This window comes from Seramator thermalis (assembly GCF_004138125.1).
Lineage (GTDB): Bacteria > Bacteroidota > Bacteroidia > Bacteroidales > Dysgonomonadaceae > Seramator > Seramator thermalis.
This window is the reverse complement of the sequence record NZ_RXHS01000004.1, coordinates 15801-32250: the sequence shown is the minus strand read 5'-3', so window position 1 is coordinate 32250 and position 16450 is coordinate 15801. Positions and strand designations below refer to the sequence as shown.

10 protein-coding genes are annotated in these 16450 nt (G+C 39.4%); 1 reads left to right on the top strand and 9 read right to left on the bottom strand.

Going from position 1 to position 16450, the window contains the following annotated elements; translation table 11 throughout:
* Positions 1–32 precede the first annotated feature (32 nt).
* The 5 genes from EJN84_RS04130 to EJN84_RS04110 form a co-directional block, all read right to left on the bottom strand.
* Positions 33–1670, bottom strand: coding sequence for a sialidase family protein (locus tag EJN84_RS04130; protein ID WP_129594242.1), 1638 nt, complete (start codon positions 1668–1670; stop codon positions 33–35).
* A 133-nt stretch (positions 1671–1803) separates the two neighbouring features.
* Positions 1804–2856: an SGNH/GDSL hydrolase family protein gene (locus tag EJN84_RS04125; protein ID WP_129594241.1), complete on the bottom strand. Its 1053-nt coding sequence runs from the start codon at positions 2854–2856 to the stop codon at positions 1804–1806.
* Positions 2857–3257: 401 nt separating this feature from the next.
* Positions 3258–4859, bottom strand: a complete 1602-nt coding sequence (locus EJN84_RS04120) for a RagB/SusD family nutrient uptake outer membrane protein (RefSeq protein WP_129594240.1) — start codon at positions 4857–4859, stop codon at positions 3258–3260.
* A gap of 18 nt (positions 4860–4877) precedes the next feature.
* The gene (locus EJN84_RS04115; RefSeq protein ID WP_129594239.1) at positions 4878–8264 is read right to left on the bottom strand and encodes a SusC/RagA family TonB-linked outer membrane protein; all 3387 of its coding nucleotides are present in this window, start codon (positions 8262–8264) and stop codon (positions 4878–4880) included.
* A 25-nt stretch (positions 8265–8289) separates the two neighbouring features.
* The gene (locus EJN84_RS04110; RefSeq protein ID WP_129594238.1) at positions 8290–9504 is read right to left on the bottom strand and encodes an AGE family epimerase/isomerase; all 1215 of its coding nucleotides are present in this window, start codon (positions 9502–9504) and stop codon (positions 8290–8292) included.
* Between the two features lie 273 nt (positions 9505–9777).
* On the opposite strand from EJN84_RS04110, the gene EJN84_RS04105 reads away from it, so the two are divergent.
* A complete protein-coding gene (locus tag EJN84_RS04105; protein ID WP_129594237.1) occupies positions 9778–10986 on the top strand; it encodes an ROK family transcriptional regulator in 1209 nt (402 codons plus the stop codon).
* Here EJN84_RS04105 and EJN84_RS04100 read toward each other — a convergent pair.
* The 4 genes from EJN84_RS04100 to EJN84_RS04085 form a co-directional block, all read right to left on the bottom strand.
* The gene (locus EJN84_RS04100; RefSeq protein ID WP_129594236.1) at positions 10970–11716 is read right to left on the bottom strand and encodes a nucleotidyltransferase family protein; all 747 of its coding nucleotides are present in this window, start codon (positions 11714–11716) and stop codon (positions 10970–10972) included. The two genes, EJN84_RS04105 and EJN84_RS04100, sit on opposite strands and share 17 nt — an antisense overlap.
* A gap of 4 nt (positions 11717–11720) precedes the next feature.
* Positions 11721–13142, bottom strand: a complete 1422-nt coding sequence (locus EJN84_RS04095) for a RapZ C-terminal domain-containing protein (RefSeq protein ID WP_129594235.1) — start codon at positions 13140–13142, stop codon at positions 11721–11723.
* A 38-nt stretch (positions 13143–13180) separates the two neighbouring features.
* Complete coding sequence (locus EJN84_RS04090; protein WP_129594234.1) at positions 13181–15106, bottom strand: NAD(+) synthase; 1926 nt, start codon at positions 15104–15106, stop codon at positions 13181–13183.
* A gap of 182 nt (positions 15107–15288) precedes the next feature.
* Positions 15289–16287: a malate dehydrogenase gene (locus EJN84_RS04085; RefSeq protein ID WP_129594233.1), complete on the bottom strand. Its 999-nt coding sequence runs from the start codon at positions 16285–16287 to the stop codon at positions 15289–15291.
* Positions 16288–16450: the final 163 nt, after the last annotated feature.

Sequence of the window (16450 nt, the reverse complement as noted above, 5' to 3'; positions counted from 1 at the left end):
TGTTGAAATCGGGACATGAATTTTTCTCATTATTATTTATTTATATTTTGGTCGGAAATTATATCCGAAACCGGTATTTTTTGAAAAATAAGATTTCTATTTCCTTCATATACTATTCCGACGTGTTGTTCGTTAACCATCGTCAGGCAAGAATATCCAAAACCTTCAGGTGCATGAATAAGAAGATGATAGTGTTCGGGCCAGGTCATGCCTTCATCCAGGCTAGCCTTTATAGTTATGTTGATTCGACGATATTTGTCTGCGGGATTTGAGAAGAGAAGAACTTTTTGATTTTCTTTTTCTATCCGAACATTGGCACCGATAATACTTGCCATGCAATTAGGCTCAGGTAATGCAGTGTTTGAAGAAGGATGAACAGTCCATGTTTTCCCCATGTCGTTCGTGACAGCTACGGCGCGCCCATTTGTGTCGTCTTTTATTTGTCTGTTTCTGTCGTCACGCATGTTCAGCATCAAACTGCCATCGCTCAATTGCACAACTTGTGCCTCTGTGGTATTGGGCTTGGCACCAGTACCGATATGCCAGGTATTTCCCCCATCTTTACTATATACAATAGTGGAATGGCTTGTGTATTTTCCGCCATCTAATGCTTTTTCACCTATATCGGCTTTGAATTGTGCCGGGAAGACAAGTGTACCGTCATCCATACAAATGCCCCTCCCGGGTCCTTGCAGGAGTAATTGCCAGGATGGATCTTTTATTTGCTGAGTAATGTTGATAGGTTTTGACCATGTTTTTCCGTCATCTGTGCTTTTGACGAGCATAAACTGTCCGGTTTTTTCGGGTGTCATTCCGGGTTGAGAAGCCCACCAGGCCATATCATCCCTCTTAAATCCGTGTACCCATAGTGCTGCCACCCATATCGTATGGTTTTTATGATCGTAGAGAATAGCCGGATCTCCCACACCATTGAGGTATTCCGGTTTTCCACCCCACTCATTCATATCCATTATGACTTTCATGGGTTCCCATGTTTCGCCTCCATCTTCGCTCCGGCTCATACCGATATCGATATCTTCCTGAAGATCCTTGCTTCGCGCATAACGGTTATCGTAAACAGCAATCAGCGTACCTTTATTGGTGGTGATTATTCCCGGAATCCGATAGGTATGACAATTGTCCTGACCGACGGCCCGTAATTCGATTGCCGGTCTGAAAACTGCTTCAGGTGTCGACACATACGTACTGCCGTCTTCAAAGGTTATTTGGATTTCGGATAAACAGGCTTTCGTCGAAAGATTCGCGTTGGGATTCAAATTTAGCTCAAGTGCAAAAGTGCTTGTTTTTTCATTCGTTATTTCTTCATTCAAATCAAATCGGATTTCCGTATTTAAAGGAAATTTGTCGGTATTGGCTATTAAATCGTTTATTTCGTTGCTTTGCTTATGTAAGCAAGCTTTTTTAAAAATAGGATCAATTTTTTCTTTGAATGAGAATTTAATTTCGGAGATTATTTTCCGACTATTGGCGGCGGGAGTTATTTCGATTCTGACTACATTATCATTTGGTCTTTCCCGAAAAAGTGCTTGAGTGGGTGCATCAATTGTGATTTTTTCGATTCCCTGAATGGAATTTGTCTCTTTCTTTTGTGAAGAAAAACATCCTATAAAAATTGAACAAAGCAAGATAATTAATGATATTCTTTTCATTTTAATTTTGATTTTTTTGTTTTCATGAACACTATCTTAATATTTTCCATAAGAGATAATCATACCTGTATTTTGAATTCTCGAAGTTAAATAAATAGAGCTAGAATAGAGCGTTAGTATGGCAGAATTGTAACTATCTTTCCTGCAGTATTTCGGCCATTCTGACAAAACCAAGGTCGGTAAAATGTATGCCGTCAACCGTTGCTTCGCCGTCATTACCAATTATATTGACGCTTGAAAGGTAGTAGATATTCTTATTTCCGGATTGTTTCAATTTTTCCACTTCCTGTTTTAATGCCTTATTCTTTTTTGTAACAATATCAAAAGCGATTTTGTCGTACAATGAATGAGGGAAAATTACCGATTCTACGAACAATATTGGGGTATTCGGATTTTCTTTTCGAAGTATACTTACAAAAGTAGCGGTTTTTTCTTTGATTTGCTCCTCATTTACATTAGGGATAAAATCAAGGATAAATAATGCGGCATCGTGTCTTTTGGCCATTGTTCCGGCAATTTCGTAATCCAGTTTCCCGTTTCCGCTAAATCCCAGATTAATTACTTCTTGATTGAGGCGACGAGTTAGAATATTTGAAAACGACATTCCGGGACGTGCGGCGCACCCTCCTTGAGTTATGCTTGTACCGTAAATAATAATCGGAGAGTCGGTTTTAGGGTATGTCAAGTTGGGTTGTTTGATCGTTGCAAGAGAGTCAACCCCTATGGAAAGTGAAACAACCCCATCATATAACGGAAGGAATAACAAGTATTCCCGTTCTTCCGGCGCCATATTCATGATGATTTGCTTTTCGTTTACCTTTCCTGTTGGACGAGCCGAATTGACAAATTGCCAATGATCGCCTTCCCATGCATAAAGGTCGAGTCCTTTGCAACCAACATCGGTCATGTGATCCATATGCGTATTGTTCAACACTTCCCATTTAGCCGAAATGGTAGAACTGTTTGAACAAAACCGTATAGCAAGACCGGATGTGTTTTTCCCCAACTTCCATAAAGGAGGCCTGCATCGGTCTTTCAACGTTGCAGGTAAACGCTCGTAGCGTGTTTCCGTTTTATCGGAAATTTTTCCGATAAGGGGGAATTGATTGGCATTTACGTATCGTATTTGAGAATAAGTAGGGATAATCCAGCTTATATACCCCAAAAAAATTATCCATTCTTTCATAAATTAATTTTTGCCGGACTTAAAAACATTAACGTGAGAAAAATTAAGCAGTAAATTTGCTATTGAGAATTTACTGCTTAATAATTTGATTTATAGATGAGTCCATCTGAATAAGTCTTATTTATCGGAAATGAACAAAAATTCAACCTGAATATCAAGTTTATACAAAAATACTTTTCAGTATTTTGGACTTCTTAACAATAGTTCGGTAAATTTTTACGTAATATCCTTTTAATCAGATGATTATATTCTTCATTTTGTAAGGCGAATTCAGTACTAATAATCAATTAGTTATGAGTAACCTTTCTGAAAAAATACCGAACTGTTGTTCTTAAAGCAGACTCATAGATTAAAAATTTTGGAAAATTTTAAAGAGCTTCTCAAACTTAAACATAAAGCTATTACCACGTTTCTTCTTCTTGATCACCAACTTTATAGCCTGGAGTTTGTTTGAGCAAGGGATCGGCGTTTAATGTGCTTTTATCTATCGGCCATAAGAGCTTATGTGTTTCATTGGATTTGAGCACAGGCATACCACGGTATGTTGATACGTTATCAAATGCCAAAGGTTTTCCGTCTTTTGCATCTTTCAAGCGGCAGACATCATACCAACGTTTTCCTTCATATACAAACTCCCTATCGCGTTCTTTTAATATTTCCAATTCATTGGTTTTGAAATCGCTATTGTGATAACTATCCGTGACGGGATCAAAGTCGTTTCCGTAGGCGCGTTTACGTATTTCGTTAATGTATTTGGCAGGATCACCACTCTTCATATTTTCGACTTCAGCCAGCATAAGAAGAACATCTGCGTAGCGATACAAAGGTTCGTTGGTGTCGAACACCCGGTTCCCGGTGGCGTTAATAGAGCCGAGAAATTTTTTCAAAACAGTACCTTCCAATGTACCCTTGTCATTATAGTAATCCATAAAAGTAGCATCTCGTCTCTTGTCTTTTTCGTCAAATGAAAGCCAAAAATCATTTGTGTATTCATAGCGTTGCCACCCTGTTCCTCTTAAATCCAAAATATCTGTATCAATTTTTTTTCCATTACGATCGTAGAAAATTCCTATCATGTTTTGAGGAGCATATACAAAATCGCCTGCATTGCTTGTTGCTTCACCGTCAGCATAGTTTATGGCGAAAATAATTTCTTTGTTTTTTTCATTGTTTGTTGAAAATACATCTGCAAAATTGGTTAGCAGTCCAAAACGCGTATCATTTTTCACTGCCAGCAAATAATTTTCAGCTTTTGATAAATCTTCTGCTGCGGGTTTTTGATCGCCTAAGCTAACTTTGGCTGACCATAAATATATTTCTGCGGCAAGCATTTGTGAAGCAACTTTAGACCACGTGACATTATCAATTGTTCCTTCATCTTGGTATGTACCGAAATAATCCAGTGATTTTTGTATATCCGATTTTATGGAATCCATAACCATTTTCGGAGTAGCACGACCAGTATATAAATCGGTTGGCGAAACTTGACCGTCGAGTACTTTTACCCGTCTAGCCAATGGTACTCCGCCATAGGCTCTATAAAGTGTAAAATAATAGAGTGCTCGAATTCCGTAAGTCTGTCCTAGAAGTATATCTACTTTTTCTTTATTTTTTTTATGTATGTCGCTTCCTTCTACCATTTGAATAACCAAATTGCAGTCGAAGATATTGCCATATAAACCGGACCAGGATGAAAGGCCGGGATTATTACCATCAAGAGAATTGCTTTTTATAATATCGTTGTAGGTAGACAAACCTTGAGAGCTGGTGCCGATTTTTTGGAGACCTCCGCGAGCTTCTCCCATTAAGAATTTACGAGTAAAATTTGTAGAGCGCAGATCTAAATGAATACCGTTTACATAAGCTTCCGTTTGCGGCAAAGTTTTCCAAAAGTTACCGCTTCCATAATAGTCTATCGGTGCTAAATCAAGTGTATCTTTACATGAGGTATTGGCAAAAATTACCATGATAAGTGCACTTAATGTATAAATTATTTTTTTCATATTTTTTAATATTAAAGATTAGAAAGTAATATTTAAACCTAATGTCACTGTACGCGGTAAGGTATATGTAGCATCTTGAATTCCACCTTGTTCCGGAGTAGATATTGTTTTTGCCGCTGTAATATAACCCAAATTCTGACCGGTTATCGAAAGATCCAATTTTTCTATAAAAGCTTTATTAATAAGCGATTTCGGCAAGGAATAGGATAGGGATACTTGTCGTAACGATAAATAATCGCCTTTGTATGTGAATAAGGTAGAATTACGATAGTTCCCCTTTCCCAATTGATCAGCCCATACGTAAATCGGATATTTCGCATTTGGATTTTCCGGAGTCCATGTTTTTCTTACATCAGTGGTCATATTATAGGTACCTTGCATATTACCCATGATCCATGGCAAGCGATAATCCATTACCCAAAAATCAAAAGCGTAATCAAATGCACAGTACAATGAAAGTTGTTTCCACGTTACGGTGGTGTTGAATCCTCCAAACCAATGAGGTGTTGTATTTCCCACTTTCACCAAATCATAATCGTCTATTATATTATCTCCATTTATATCTTTCCATTTCACATCACCGGGTTGAATAGGGAATCCCCTACTGTTAATTTTTTCTTGTTCAGTCATTTTTGCCCAATTACTTTTGCCATAAAGTGTACGGGTAGTGGCCCCTTGGAAAGAATGGGGTTTTACAATCATGTCGTCCGGTATTTCACTTTCATCTTTATAAATACCTTCAGCTTTAAATACATAGAGTGCTCCCGGCTCTTGTCCTTCTTGATAGCCTCCTACCCAAATCAAATCAGTTTTGTCTTTCCCCGAATATACTTGAAAACCACCTTGTCGGTTCAATGGAAGACCATTATAGGGTAAACTTACAACCGTATTTTTGTTGTATGAAATATTTGCTCCTATGTTCCAATACCAATTAGTGTTCTGAATAGGTGTTGCAGAAAGTTCAATTTCGACCCCTCTGTTGCGAAATTCTCCGTTATTTGTGCGAATACCACTAATTCCTGATGAACTGGGAAGACTCAAAGTGGCGAATTTATCCGACGTTAGACGATCATAAAAAGTAAAATTGGTTGAATACCTGTTTTTTAAATAACTAAGATCAAGCCCGACTTCAAATGTTCTTGTTTTTTCCCATCGCAGATCAGGATTGGGAACAGAGCCTAAAACAAAAGTAGCAAGACCGTTGTAGTTTGTTGAAGCAACATAGCTGCCTTGCAATTCATATGCGCCGATGCCCGATACATTTCCGTTTAATCCGTAGCTGGTTCTTAACTTACCGAAAGAAATAATATCGTCGAATTCTCTCATGAAAGATTCTTTACTGAAAACCCATCCGGCAGATATACCGGGAAATGTTCCCCATCTTTTGTTGACTAATCTGGAGTACCCATCATGTCGTAAAACCGCTGAAAGGAGATATTTTTCCTGATAATTATAATTGGCACGACCAAAAAATGATAAAATGCGTTGTTTAGTATGGTATGAATCAATGCTTCTTTTATCTTTTTCACTGGAGGTCAATTGCAAGTCGCGAAAATCATCCGTCGGTGCGCCGGATCCGGCTGCATAAATACCATATGAGTAAGTATCGTAATATTCGGATCCAAGCATTGCCGAAAGATAATGATCATTTATTTGTTTATCGAAATTGAAAATTGCGTTATAGGTTTGATCCAACGTTCGTGCGAATTCACCCGAGGTATTTCTTGTGGTATTTATCTTTGTCGGGTTTTCTCTAAAATCTTTATTAAATGCTTCGTAAAACCCTTCACTATAATACCAATTTCCGGAAAGCTTCAGATAAATGTTTTTGGTAAAATCAATTTTTAATGTTTGGTTCATTGTAAATTTGTCCGTTTGATTAAAACGAAAGAATTTTTCTGGCTGATAAGCTTGATTACCGTCACTATAATTATTCCCCAGTCGGTACGAACCATCATGGTCGTTGGTATAACGCACGGTAGGTGGAACTGTTAATATTCTGCTGAAATAATTAGCTTCGCTTGTTTGTGATGCGGGCATCGATTGCCAATTAGCCCTGTTAAAGTTGAAGCTTGACTGCGAGGTAAGCCACGGTTTGATTTTATAATCTCCATTGATAATAATCGAATAACGTTTGTAATACGAAGAAATGGGTAATCCTTGTGAATAGTTGTAGCCCAAACCAGCATAATAACTTCCCTTGTCGTTCCCGCCTGACATATTCCAGTTGTAATCTTGTGAATAGGATGGATCCTTAAAGTTGAAATCTCCCGGATAGGTATTTTTAAAAATCAAATATTCGGGGACCGAATTTGGATCTTTACTTATGCTCCTTATGTATTCATATGCAGGATCTTTCATTTTTTGCCAACCATGTTTATCAATTAAAAATTGATACCGGTCTTCATAATACATGGTGCTCCAAACAGAATTCATGGTGTTTTCTAAAGGTGTCACACCATCTGCAGCAAAATATGCATTTCCTGTTCCGTACGGTTGTGTTCCTGTTAGTGTGATGGGGTTTGAGTATCCCATCCATGTGCCATTTTCTCGTTGCCATATTTGTGCCGATTTTACGTAAGATGGGCGCATCCAGGTAAGGTATTCTTCAGCGTTGCAAAACTCATAAGGGAGATTTAGGTAGTTGACTCCAAACTTCATTTTGAAATTCATTTCCGAAACTCCCTTTTTCCCTCTTTTTGTTTGGATAAGGATAACCCCATTATTTGCTCGTGCACCATAAATAGCTGTAGCTCCCGCGTCTTTCATTACTTGCATGTTTTCGATATCTTCCGGATTTATATCCGAAAGGCTTCCTCTGACTTGACCGTCAACTATAATCAGTGGCGAACCTGAACCGTCCAAATTTGTTCCTCCGCGTAATACAATAGATGGTGTTGCGCCCGGATTACCGGAATATTGTACTACACGTAGACCGGAAACTGCTCCGGAAAGAGCCTGTGCAGGATTGGAAAATATTCCAGCCTCCAATTTCTTGTTTTCAACTTTAGCAATGGAATTGGTACTTCTTGATCGCAATTGCGTTCCCCCATAACCTGTAATAACTACCTCTTCAAGCATTTCAACATCTTCTTGCATGGTAACATTAATCACAGCTCTGCCATCTACCGGTACAACCAATGTTTTCATGCCGACATACGAAAATTCCAATTTTCCTGTTGGCGGAACATTTGGAAGTTCGAAATTGCCATCATAATCTGTTACTGTTCCGGTAGGTGTTCCTTGTATTTTAACCGAAACGCCGATTAACGGTTCTTTTTGCTCATCGACAACATTTCCTTTGACGGTAATGTTTTGAGCAAACAATGTCAGAGAAGTTAGCCATAAGAAGGCAAGAGTGAATATTGACTTCTCTAACGCATTACCTTTTTTGTCTCTTTTCATTTTCATTTAATTAGATGATTAATTTTTAAATTTGTGGGTTTAAGATTTTTTGTTCGCTATTTATTTCGCTATTTATTTTTTCCAGTGTTTTCCAACATTGATACAATCCTCGTGGCACATGGAAACAACCCTTCCATTTTCCACCTTTTAAATCGAGCAGAACTTCGCCTCGTCGGTTGAGATATCCCCACCATTCGGGATGTTCAGGGTCTTTGAAATGGCTCCAGGTATAATCGTGTATTTTCTCAAACCAAGTAAGGCATTCTTGTGATCCGGTCAGCTGATACCCTTTCAGCAGGGATATCAATGCTTCTACATGCACCCACCACAGTTTCTGATCCCATTCCAGTTGCTGGGGCGGAAATCCTTTACGGTCAAGAAAATAAAAGATACCGCCATATTCTTTGTCCCATCCATAATTGAGCATGGTGAGAGTTGTTTCGACCGCTTTTTTAATTAATTCGGGACGATTGAGTCTTATGCCAAGATCCATAATGAACCACATCGCTTCGATGGCATGACCAGGCGTGATTTGCCGGCCTTCGAACGAGTCGGAAAGAGTGCCGTCGCTATTTACATTTTCCACAACGATGCCTCCAAGTTCCGGACGGAGGAAAACATCCATGACTTCATGGATACAATTCTCCATCGTTTTTGTAAGGAATTCCTCATCGAGTAAATGTTCAATTTCCAACGATAGATTGCAAAGAATCATTGGTAAGGCAAAGTTTTTCAGATTTCGTGTTCCGGGATGTGCCTTATTCCATTTTCCTTTTGGATTATCTACTTTCGAAAGGATGATATCAAATGTACGTTGGGCAATTTCGGCATATTCTTCATTCCCTGTAGCAAGGCTTAATTGTCCAAATGCCATTGATGCAAATGTGTAGGAAAAAATATTGTAGGGATCGATAAGTGGTTTGCCTTCGCGGGTAAGTGAAAAATACCAGTTGTAGTTGCCGTCGTGGCCGTATTTTTTTAAAAATTCAGCTCCCTCAATTGCGCAGTCGAGCCATTCCTGTTTCTTTTCTACTTTATTGTAAAGCATCGAAAAAAGCCATACTTGTCTTCCTTGTAACCAGATAAATTTGTCTGTATCGAAAACGTTGCCTTGACGATCAAGGCAAGTGAAATATCCTCCGCATTCTTTATCTTGTGATTTTTGCAGCCAAAAAGGGAGTATATTATCGAGAAGCTCATTTTTGTATTGCAATTCCAACTCTTTTAAATTGAGATTCATAGTTATTATTTTATTTGATGTTGATTATTCTATTCATTATCAGAAATCTATCCATTTGATTCAGCGATTTCAGTTGTCGTTTTTGTGATATACTTATTATATTATGAATCATATTTATTAAATTTCCGCTAATTACGAAAATTATTTTTATTCAACCAAATAAAAAATAAATTATTTTGTTAAATATGCTACAAAACATATATTTGTTTTAATATGACGTATTCCAAAGATATTTTATAAATTTGTTCAGGATTTACTCATAAGCTTTTTTATATGAACAATAAATTTTGGGAAGAAATTAATTCAGGTTCGAAAAACGCCCTGTTAAAGAGAGATATTATTTGCTATTATATCAATAACGGCGAAAACACTCTCGCCGATTTGGGAAAGGAAATGAATCTGAGTGTACCTACGGTGACAAAACTGGTGGGAGAACTGATAGATGACGGATATGTGGTTGATTATGGGAAACAGGAAACCGCAGGAGGTCGACGCCCCAATATTTATGGACTAAACCGTGATTCGGGCTACTTTGTCGGAGTTGATATCAATCATTCTTGTATGAATATAGGCTTGATCAATTTTAATGGTATAATGGTGAATTCTGTCATGGATATTCCTTATAAAGTGGATCATTCGGTAGAAAAATTCGAAGAACTTTGTGGGGCAATAGATAATTTTTTAAATAACTGTGGCATTCAACGAGATAAAATTTTAAATATAGGCATTAATATTTCGGGACGTGTTAATACGAAATCCGGGCATAGTTACAGTTTTTTTTATATCGATGAACGGCCTTTAACAGATATTTTTACTGAATGTTTTGGAATTAATACGAGCATCGATAACGATTCGCGAGCCATGACTTATGCCGAATTCTTGAATGGCTGTGTGCAAGGTGAGAAGAATGTTGTTTTCATTAATGTAAGCTGGGGTTTGGGAATGGGACTGATTATCAACGGAGAGTTGTATTATGGCAAATCGGGATTCTCAGGGGAATTTGGACATTATCCTGCATTCGACAATGAAGTTTTATGCCATTGCGGGAAAAAGGGATGTCTCGAAACGCAAGCATCAGGATCGTATGTGTATCGTGTTTTCATGGAAAGAATGAAAAATGGCGATTCCAGTAGATTACGAACAAAATTCGAAGCCGGTGACGAGATTTCTTTAACCGACATCATCACTTCAGCTTTGCAGGATGATATCACAGCGATTGAGCTGATTGAGGAGGTTGGATCAACTTTGGGAAGGTCTGTTGCGGGTCTAATCAATATTTTTAATCCCGAATTAGTGGTGATTGGTGGAACATTGGCTCAGGCCGGTGATTTTTTGTTATTGCCGTTACGAAGTGCCATTAAAAAATATTCGCTCAATTTGGTCAATAGCGATACCACTTTAAAGGTCTCAAAATTGGGCGAAAAGTCTGGAATTTTAGGGGCTTGCCTGCTCGCCCGGAGCAAGACTATCGGGTTAATTTAATTTTTTCGATAAATTCATTTGCTTTTTGCAATGCATCCAATTTACCGACGTCAAGAAGTTCGAAATGCTTGGGAACATAGGATTTAATCACTGTTTTGTTGCAAATGGAAAGATAAAAATCGATGATTGAAAATTTTTCGGGAAAATCTTTCATGTAAGAAAAAACGGATGTGTCGAGCACATGTATTCCCGAAAATGCAAGTTTTTGATATGCTTCCGGATGAAAATCGGTGAGCGGTGATTTTGTTTCTCCGGTTTTTTCGTTAATCCATCCTTTTAAAGCATTTTCACGATCGAAGAGCAAATAACGAGATGATTTTCTTTCACTGCAAACAAGCGTTGCAAGATTTTTTTGATTGAGGTGATATTCGTAAAGTTGCCTTAACCGAATGTTTGAGAGAATATCTACGTTGTAGATCAAAAAAGGTTTGTCGTCATCGAAAAACCAAGATGCTTTTTTGATCCCACCGCCGGTATCGAGAAGAGATTTCCGTTCATCCGATATTTCGATGCGAATGTCGAAACGATCGTTGGCATCTAAAAAATCGATAATCTTTTCGGCAAAATGATGGACGTTCACAATAATTTCGTCAAATCCTTCGGCTTTCAGTTTTTCGATTACGAGTTGCAAAAGCGGTTTCCCGTTCACCTCAACCAATGCTTTTGGCATCGTATCGGTGAGTGGTTTCAACCGAGTGCCCATGCCTGCCGCGAAAATCATGGCTTTCATTTGATTATCTTTTTCGAAATTCCTGTTCCAGATTTTGCTCGCGATGCACGAGAACGACTTTCACACCGAATTTTTTCGAGATGTGCTCTGCCACATGTTGTGCAGCATACACCGAACGGTGCTGCCCGCCGGTACAACCAAATGCAATCATCAGATGCGTGAACTTGCGTTCGGTATATCGTTTAACGTGTCTATCGACCAACGGATAAATATTATTCAAAAATTCGATGATTTCGCCATCTTCTTCCAGAAATTTAATCACAGGTTCATCCAGTCCGGTAACATTATTGTATCGCTCATATTTCCCGGGATTGTTAATGGCACGGCAATCGAAAACATAGCCACCGCCGTTTCCCGAAGGATCGTCGGGGATTCCTTTTTTGTAGGCAAAACTTACCACACGTACCTCCAATTCGCGTTTCGTGGAGTCGGCAAATTGTTTGAGGTTAACCATTTCTGTAAGAATATGGCTTAAATATGGATATTCGTCGAATCCTTCTTTCAAAAGTTCGCGTAAATTGTTTAAGCCAAACGGAATGCTTTGGATGAAATGTGGTTTTTTTTCGAAATAACCCCGAAATCCATAAGCGCCCAGCACTTGAAGCGTTCTGAACAGAACAAACTGGCGCAATTGTTTCAGGAATTTGGATTCGTCCACCTCTCGGTATTTTTTCAACGATTCGATATAGGTCGAAATAAGTTCATCTCGCAAATCGGGCGGAAAATTTGCTTTTGCCTGCCAGAGAAATGATGCCACGTCATAATAAACCGGTCCTTTTCGTCCTCCCTGAAAATCGATGAAATAGGGTTCATCATTTACCAACATCACATTGCGCGATTGGAAATCGCGATACATGAATGTTTCGCTATCGCCTTGCAATAAATTATCGGCTAATCGTTCGAAATCGTTTTCGAGCAGCTCTTCCTGAAAATCCATCCCGGTTGTTTTCAGAAAGTTGTATTTGAAATAATTCAAATCCCAAAAAACCGACCGGCTGTTAAATTCAGGCTGAGGATAACAAACATCAAAATTTAAACCTTCTGCGCCTATTATTTGAAAATCGGCAAGCTTCGCGATAGTTTTTTGCAACAACTCTTTCTCGTTCGGTCCAAACACACCCGTTAAGCGACCTGCTTTGATTGCATCAAAAAGTATTTTATCGCCCAAATCTTCCTGCAGATAAAACATTTCGTCGTCCGATACAGCAACTACTTTGGGAACATTCAGCCCTTTTTTGTAGAAATGGCGATCGAGTTCGATAAAAGCATGATTTTCGTTTTTCGATTCTCCTTCAACGCCAACGAGCGAAGTATCTCCCGATTGCAGTCGATAGTATTTACGGTTGGATCCCGAGGTTGGAAGCTCCTCCATTGTCGGATTTGTCTTTCCGGTATAGTTTGCAAATAATTGGTTCAGTTGTTTCATTTCTGTTGTTCCACGAAAATAGATTATTTGTAAGCGGATTACATTTGCAACAGTTCGTCCATCCACACGGCTACCGAAGCATCGCTCGGCATTCGCCAGTCTCCGCGTGGCGAAAGATTGATAGATCCCACCTTAGGTCCGTCGGGCATGCACGAGCGTTTGAATTGTTGCGTGAAAAATCTTCGATAGAATGTTTTCATCCATTTTAAAATGGTCTCAGCCGAATATTTTTCGGCAAAAGCAAATTGAGACAGATAGTAGATGCGGGATGGAGAGTCGCCATAGCGAAGCATGCGATGCAAAAAGAAATCGTGCAGTTCGTAGGGGCCGATTTTGTCTTCGGTGATTTGTGCAATATTCCCATTTTGGTCGGCAGGTAAGAGTTCGGGACTGAATGGAGTGTCGAGAATATCGTGTAGAATATTTTGAGAAGAGTCTTCCATTTGAGTGTCGGCAATCCAGCGAACAAGTGATTTCACGAGTGTTTTTGGAACGCTGGTATTTACGCCGTACATCGACATGTGGTCGCCATTGTAGGTTGCCCATCCCAAAGCCAATTCCGACATATTACCCGTCCCCACTGCTAATCCGTCGATTTTATTGGCAATGTCCATCAATATTTGAGTTCGTTCGCGGGCTTGTGCATTCTCATAAACGATATTTTTGTCTGCGAGGTCATGTCCGATATTTTTGAAATGAAGTTCAACGGCTTCCGAAATCGGAATTTCCAATAATGTCGCTCCCAATGATGTTACGAGTTCTTTTGCATTATTATAGGTGCGATTAGTCGTACCAAATCCGGGCATTGTAATACCATATACATTCTTTCGAGGAATTCCAAGCAAATCGAATGCCCTTATTGCAACCAACAAAGCCAATGTCGAATCCAATCCACCCGAAATGCCTATTGTTACCGTTTTTATTCCGGTGTGCATCAATCTTTTGGCTAATCCGTGCGTTTGTATGTTGAAAACTTCGAAGAGCCGCTCGTTTTCTTCACTTTTCGATGGAATGAATGGGAAGGGATTGATCGTTCGTCTGATTTTATCTGCAGATATTGGCCTGATTTGGCATGGCAATACTTGACAGGTAGATTGATCGGGCGTCAGATAATTTGCATTTTTTATTCTGTCGTGTCGTAATGCAAATAGGTCTATATCATTAATCGACATGCGGTTGTCAAGCGAAAATCGTTCTGATTCTGCAATAATAGAACCATTTTCGGCAATGATCCGGCTTCCCGAAAAAACAAGGTCGGTTGTTGATTCTCCTACACCGCACGAAGTGTAAATGTACCCACAAATGCAACGTCCCGATTGTTGTGCAACGAGTGAACGTCTGTAAGCGTGTTTGCCCACAAGTTCGTTGCTTGCCGACAGATTAAAAATAAGTTCCGCTCCTTTCAATGTTAAATTCGAAGAAGGAGGAATCGGCATCCATAAATCTTCGCAAATTTCGATTCCGAATGTGACGAATGGGGTTTCAAACAAGATATCGGTTCCGAATGCGATATGTTCATTTCCTATCACGATGGTCGTATTTTCCATATCCTTGCCGGAGGCAAACCAGCGCTTTTCGTAAAATTCTCCTTCATTCGGTATGTAAGTTTTGGGAATCATCCCCACGATGCCTTCGGATGAAATGACGGCGGCTACATTATAGAGGCAGTTCAGTTTGCGAATTGGCAAACCTACAATAGCAACGATTGTCGGCTTATCGTGCATGAAGCTTGCAATCTCGAGTAGCGAAGCTTTTGCCTTTTCCAGCAACGCCGTCTGAAAAAACAAATCGGCACATGTATAACCGGTGATGCAGAGTTCGGGGAAACAGATGATTTGCACCTGATTTTTAACGGCTTCATCGATCATCGATTTCATTTCATAAACATTATAGTCGCAATCGGCAACTTTCAATTTTGGCGTTGCAGCTGCAACTCGCACAAATCCGTAGTCATTGATATTCATATTGATAGTTTTTCGCTGATCTATAAACAAAGGTAAAAAAATATAACGATATTTCTTCTCAAATCATCATATATATCAAAAGTATCTTAGAATGAATTTATAGTTAGCCTGCTCGTTTGTAAATAAAAAAGAGAGCCTCGGCGGACTCTCTTTTTGAACAATATATCGTTAATCTGCGATAATTATAAATTCGGATTAATGGTGTGCCACTGTTCAACAGGAGGGATGACCCCCATCTCGATGACTTGCTGACGAAGATCGACCAGGTGTTGATAGCTTTTTTTCAATTCGTCCATCTCTTCGGGAGTGCCTTTGATTTCGGAGTAAGAAACGCCATCTATTGTAATGTTGGTTTCCATTGCCATCATGACGTTGTTGAATCCCTGGCTGTTAACGTAGCAACCTGCAGGCCAACGGAACGGATCGCCACCCATTGCAGCACGCATCATTTCTACCGAAACGTAGGCCGGGCTTTGGAATGACGAACGTCCACGAAGTTTGATGATAGTTGCGCCGCCTTTGATAACGCGTTCTTTCAGTTTTTCCCATTCTTCGTTAGTCAGTTTTTCGGTGCCGATGAGGTCGAGAAGAGGAGTCCCGTTCACCTTGGCAGTCGAGGCAAATACGGCCATTTCTTCACCATGTCCGCCGTAGGTGCGGGCATTTGTTACCTGGCTTTGTCTTACTCCGAAATGTTTGGCCAATTCACTCTGCAGACGGGTACTATCCAATGCTGCCAATGTGGTCACTTGCGATGGTTTAAGTCCTGAATAGATAAGTGCAACCAAACCCGTGATGTCGGCAGGGTTGAAGATAACGGTCAAGTGTTTCAAATCAGGACAGTATGCTTTGATGTCTTTTCCCAATTGTGCTGCAATAGCAGCGTTTCCTTGCAATAAATCTTCGCGTGTCATTCCATCTTTGCGAGGAGCGCCACCCGACGATATCATATATTTTGTATCGGTGAATGCTTCTTTGATGTCGGTAGTGTAAGTAAAATCTACATCTTCAAACCCGCAGTGACGCATTTCTTCCCAAACTCCTTTAAGTCCTCGTTCAAAGGGATCATAGAGACAAATATTTGGCGTAAGATGCATCATGGCTGCCGTTTGTGCCATGTTCGAACCAATCATGCCGGCTGCTCCGACGATTGTAAGTTTGTCGTCTGTTAAAAATTTCATACCATTTGTTTATTTATAAGTTATTTATGCTGCTTAAAATCGAGTCTCAAAGTTACAAAATGTTCATGAATTTACAGTTTGGAAGATATTAAATAATGGTTAAATCATCCGTGAAACCAACAAAAGAGCTGCCCGATAGAGCAGCCCTTTTCTAATGAATAGT

Bases quoted from the DNA above. Each gene is read 5' to 3' on its own strand.
- EJN84_RS04110 (WP_129594238.1), bottom strand. From the start codon at position 9,504: ATGAATCTCAATTTAAAAGAGTTGGAATTGCAATACAAAAATGAGCTT.
- EJN84_RS04090 (WP_129594234.1), bottom strand. From the start codon at position 15,106: ATGAATATCAATGACTACGGATTTGTGCGAGTTGCAGCTGCAACGCCA.
- EJN84_RS04095 (WP_129594235.1), bottom strand. From the start codon at position 13,142: ATGAAACAACTGAACCAATTATTTGCAAACTATACCGGAAAGACAAAT.
- EJN84_RS04085 (WP_129594233.1), bottom strand. From the start codon at position 16,287: ATGAAATTTTTAACAGACGACAAACTTACAATCGTCGGAGCAGCCGGC.
- EJN84_RS04105 (WP_129594237.1), top strand. From the start codon at position 9,778: ATGAACAATAAATTTTGGGAAGAAATTAATTCAGGTTCGAAAAACGCC.
- EJN84_RS04115 (WP_129594239.1), bottom strand. From the start codon at position 8,264: ATGAAAAGAGACAAAAAAGGTAATGCGTTAGAGAAGTCAATATTCACT.
- EJN84_RS04120 (WP_129594240.1), bottom strand. From the start codon at position 4,859: ATGAAAAAAATAATTTATACATTAAGTGCACTTATCATGGTAATTTTT.
- EJN84_RS04100 (WP_129594236.1), bottom strand. From the start codon at position 11,716: ATGAAAGCCATGATTTTCGCGGCAGGCATGGGCACTCGGTTGAAACCA.
- EJN84_RS04130 (WP_129594242.1), bottom strand. From the start codon at position 1,670: ATGAAAAGAATATCATTAATTATCTTGCTTTGTTCAATTTTTATAGGA.
- EJN84_RS04125 (WP_129594241.1), bottom strand. From the start codon at position 2,856: ATGAAAGAATGGATAATTTTTTTGGGGTATATAAGCTGGATTATCCCT.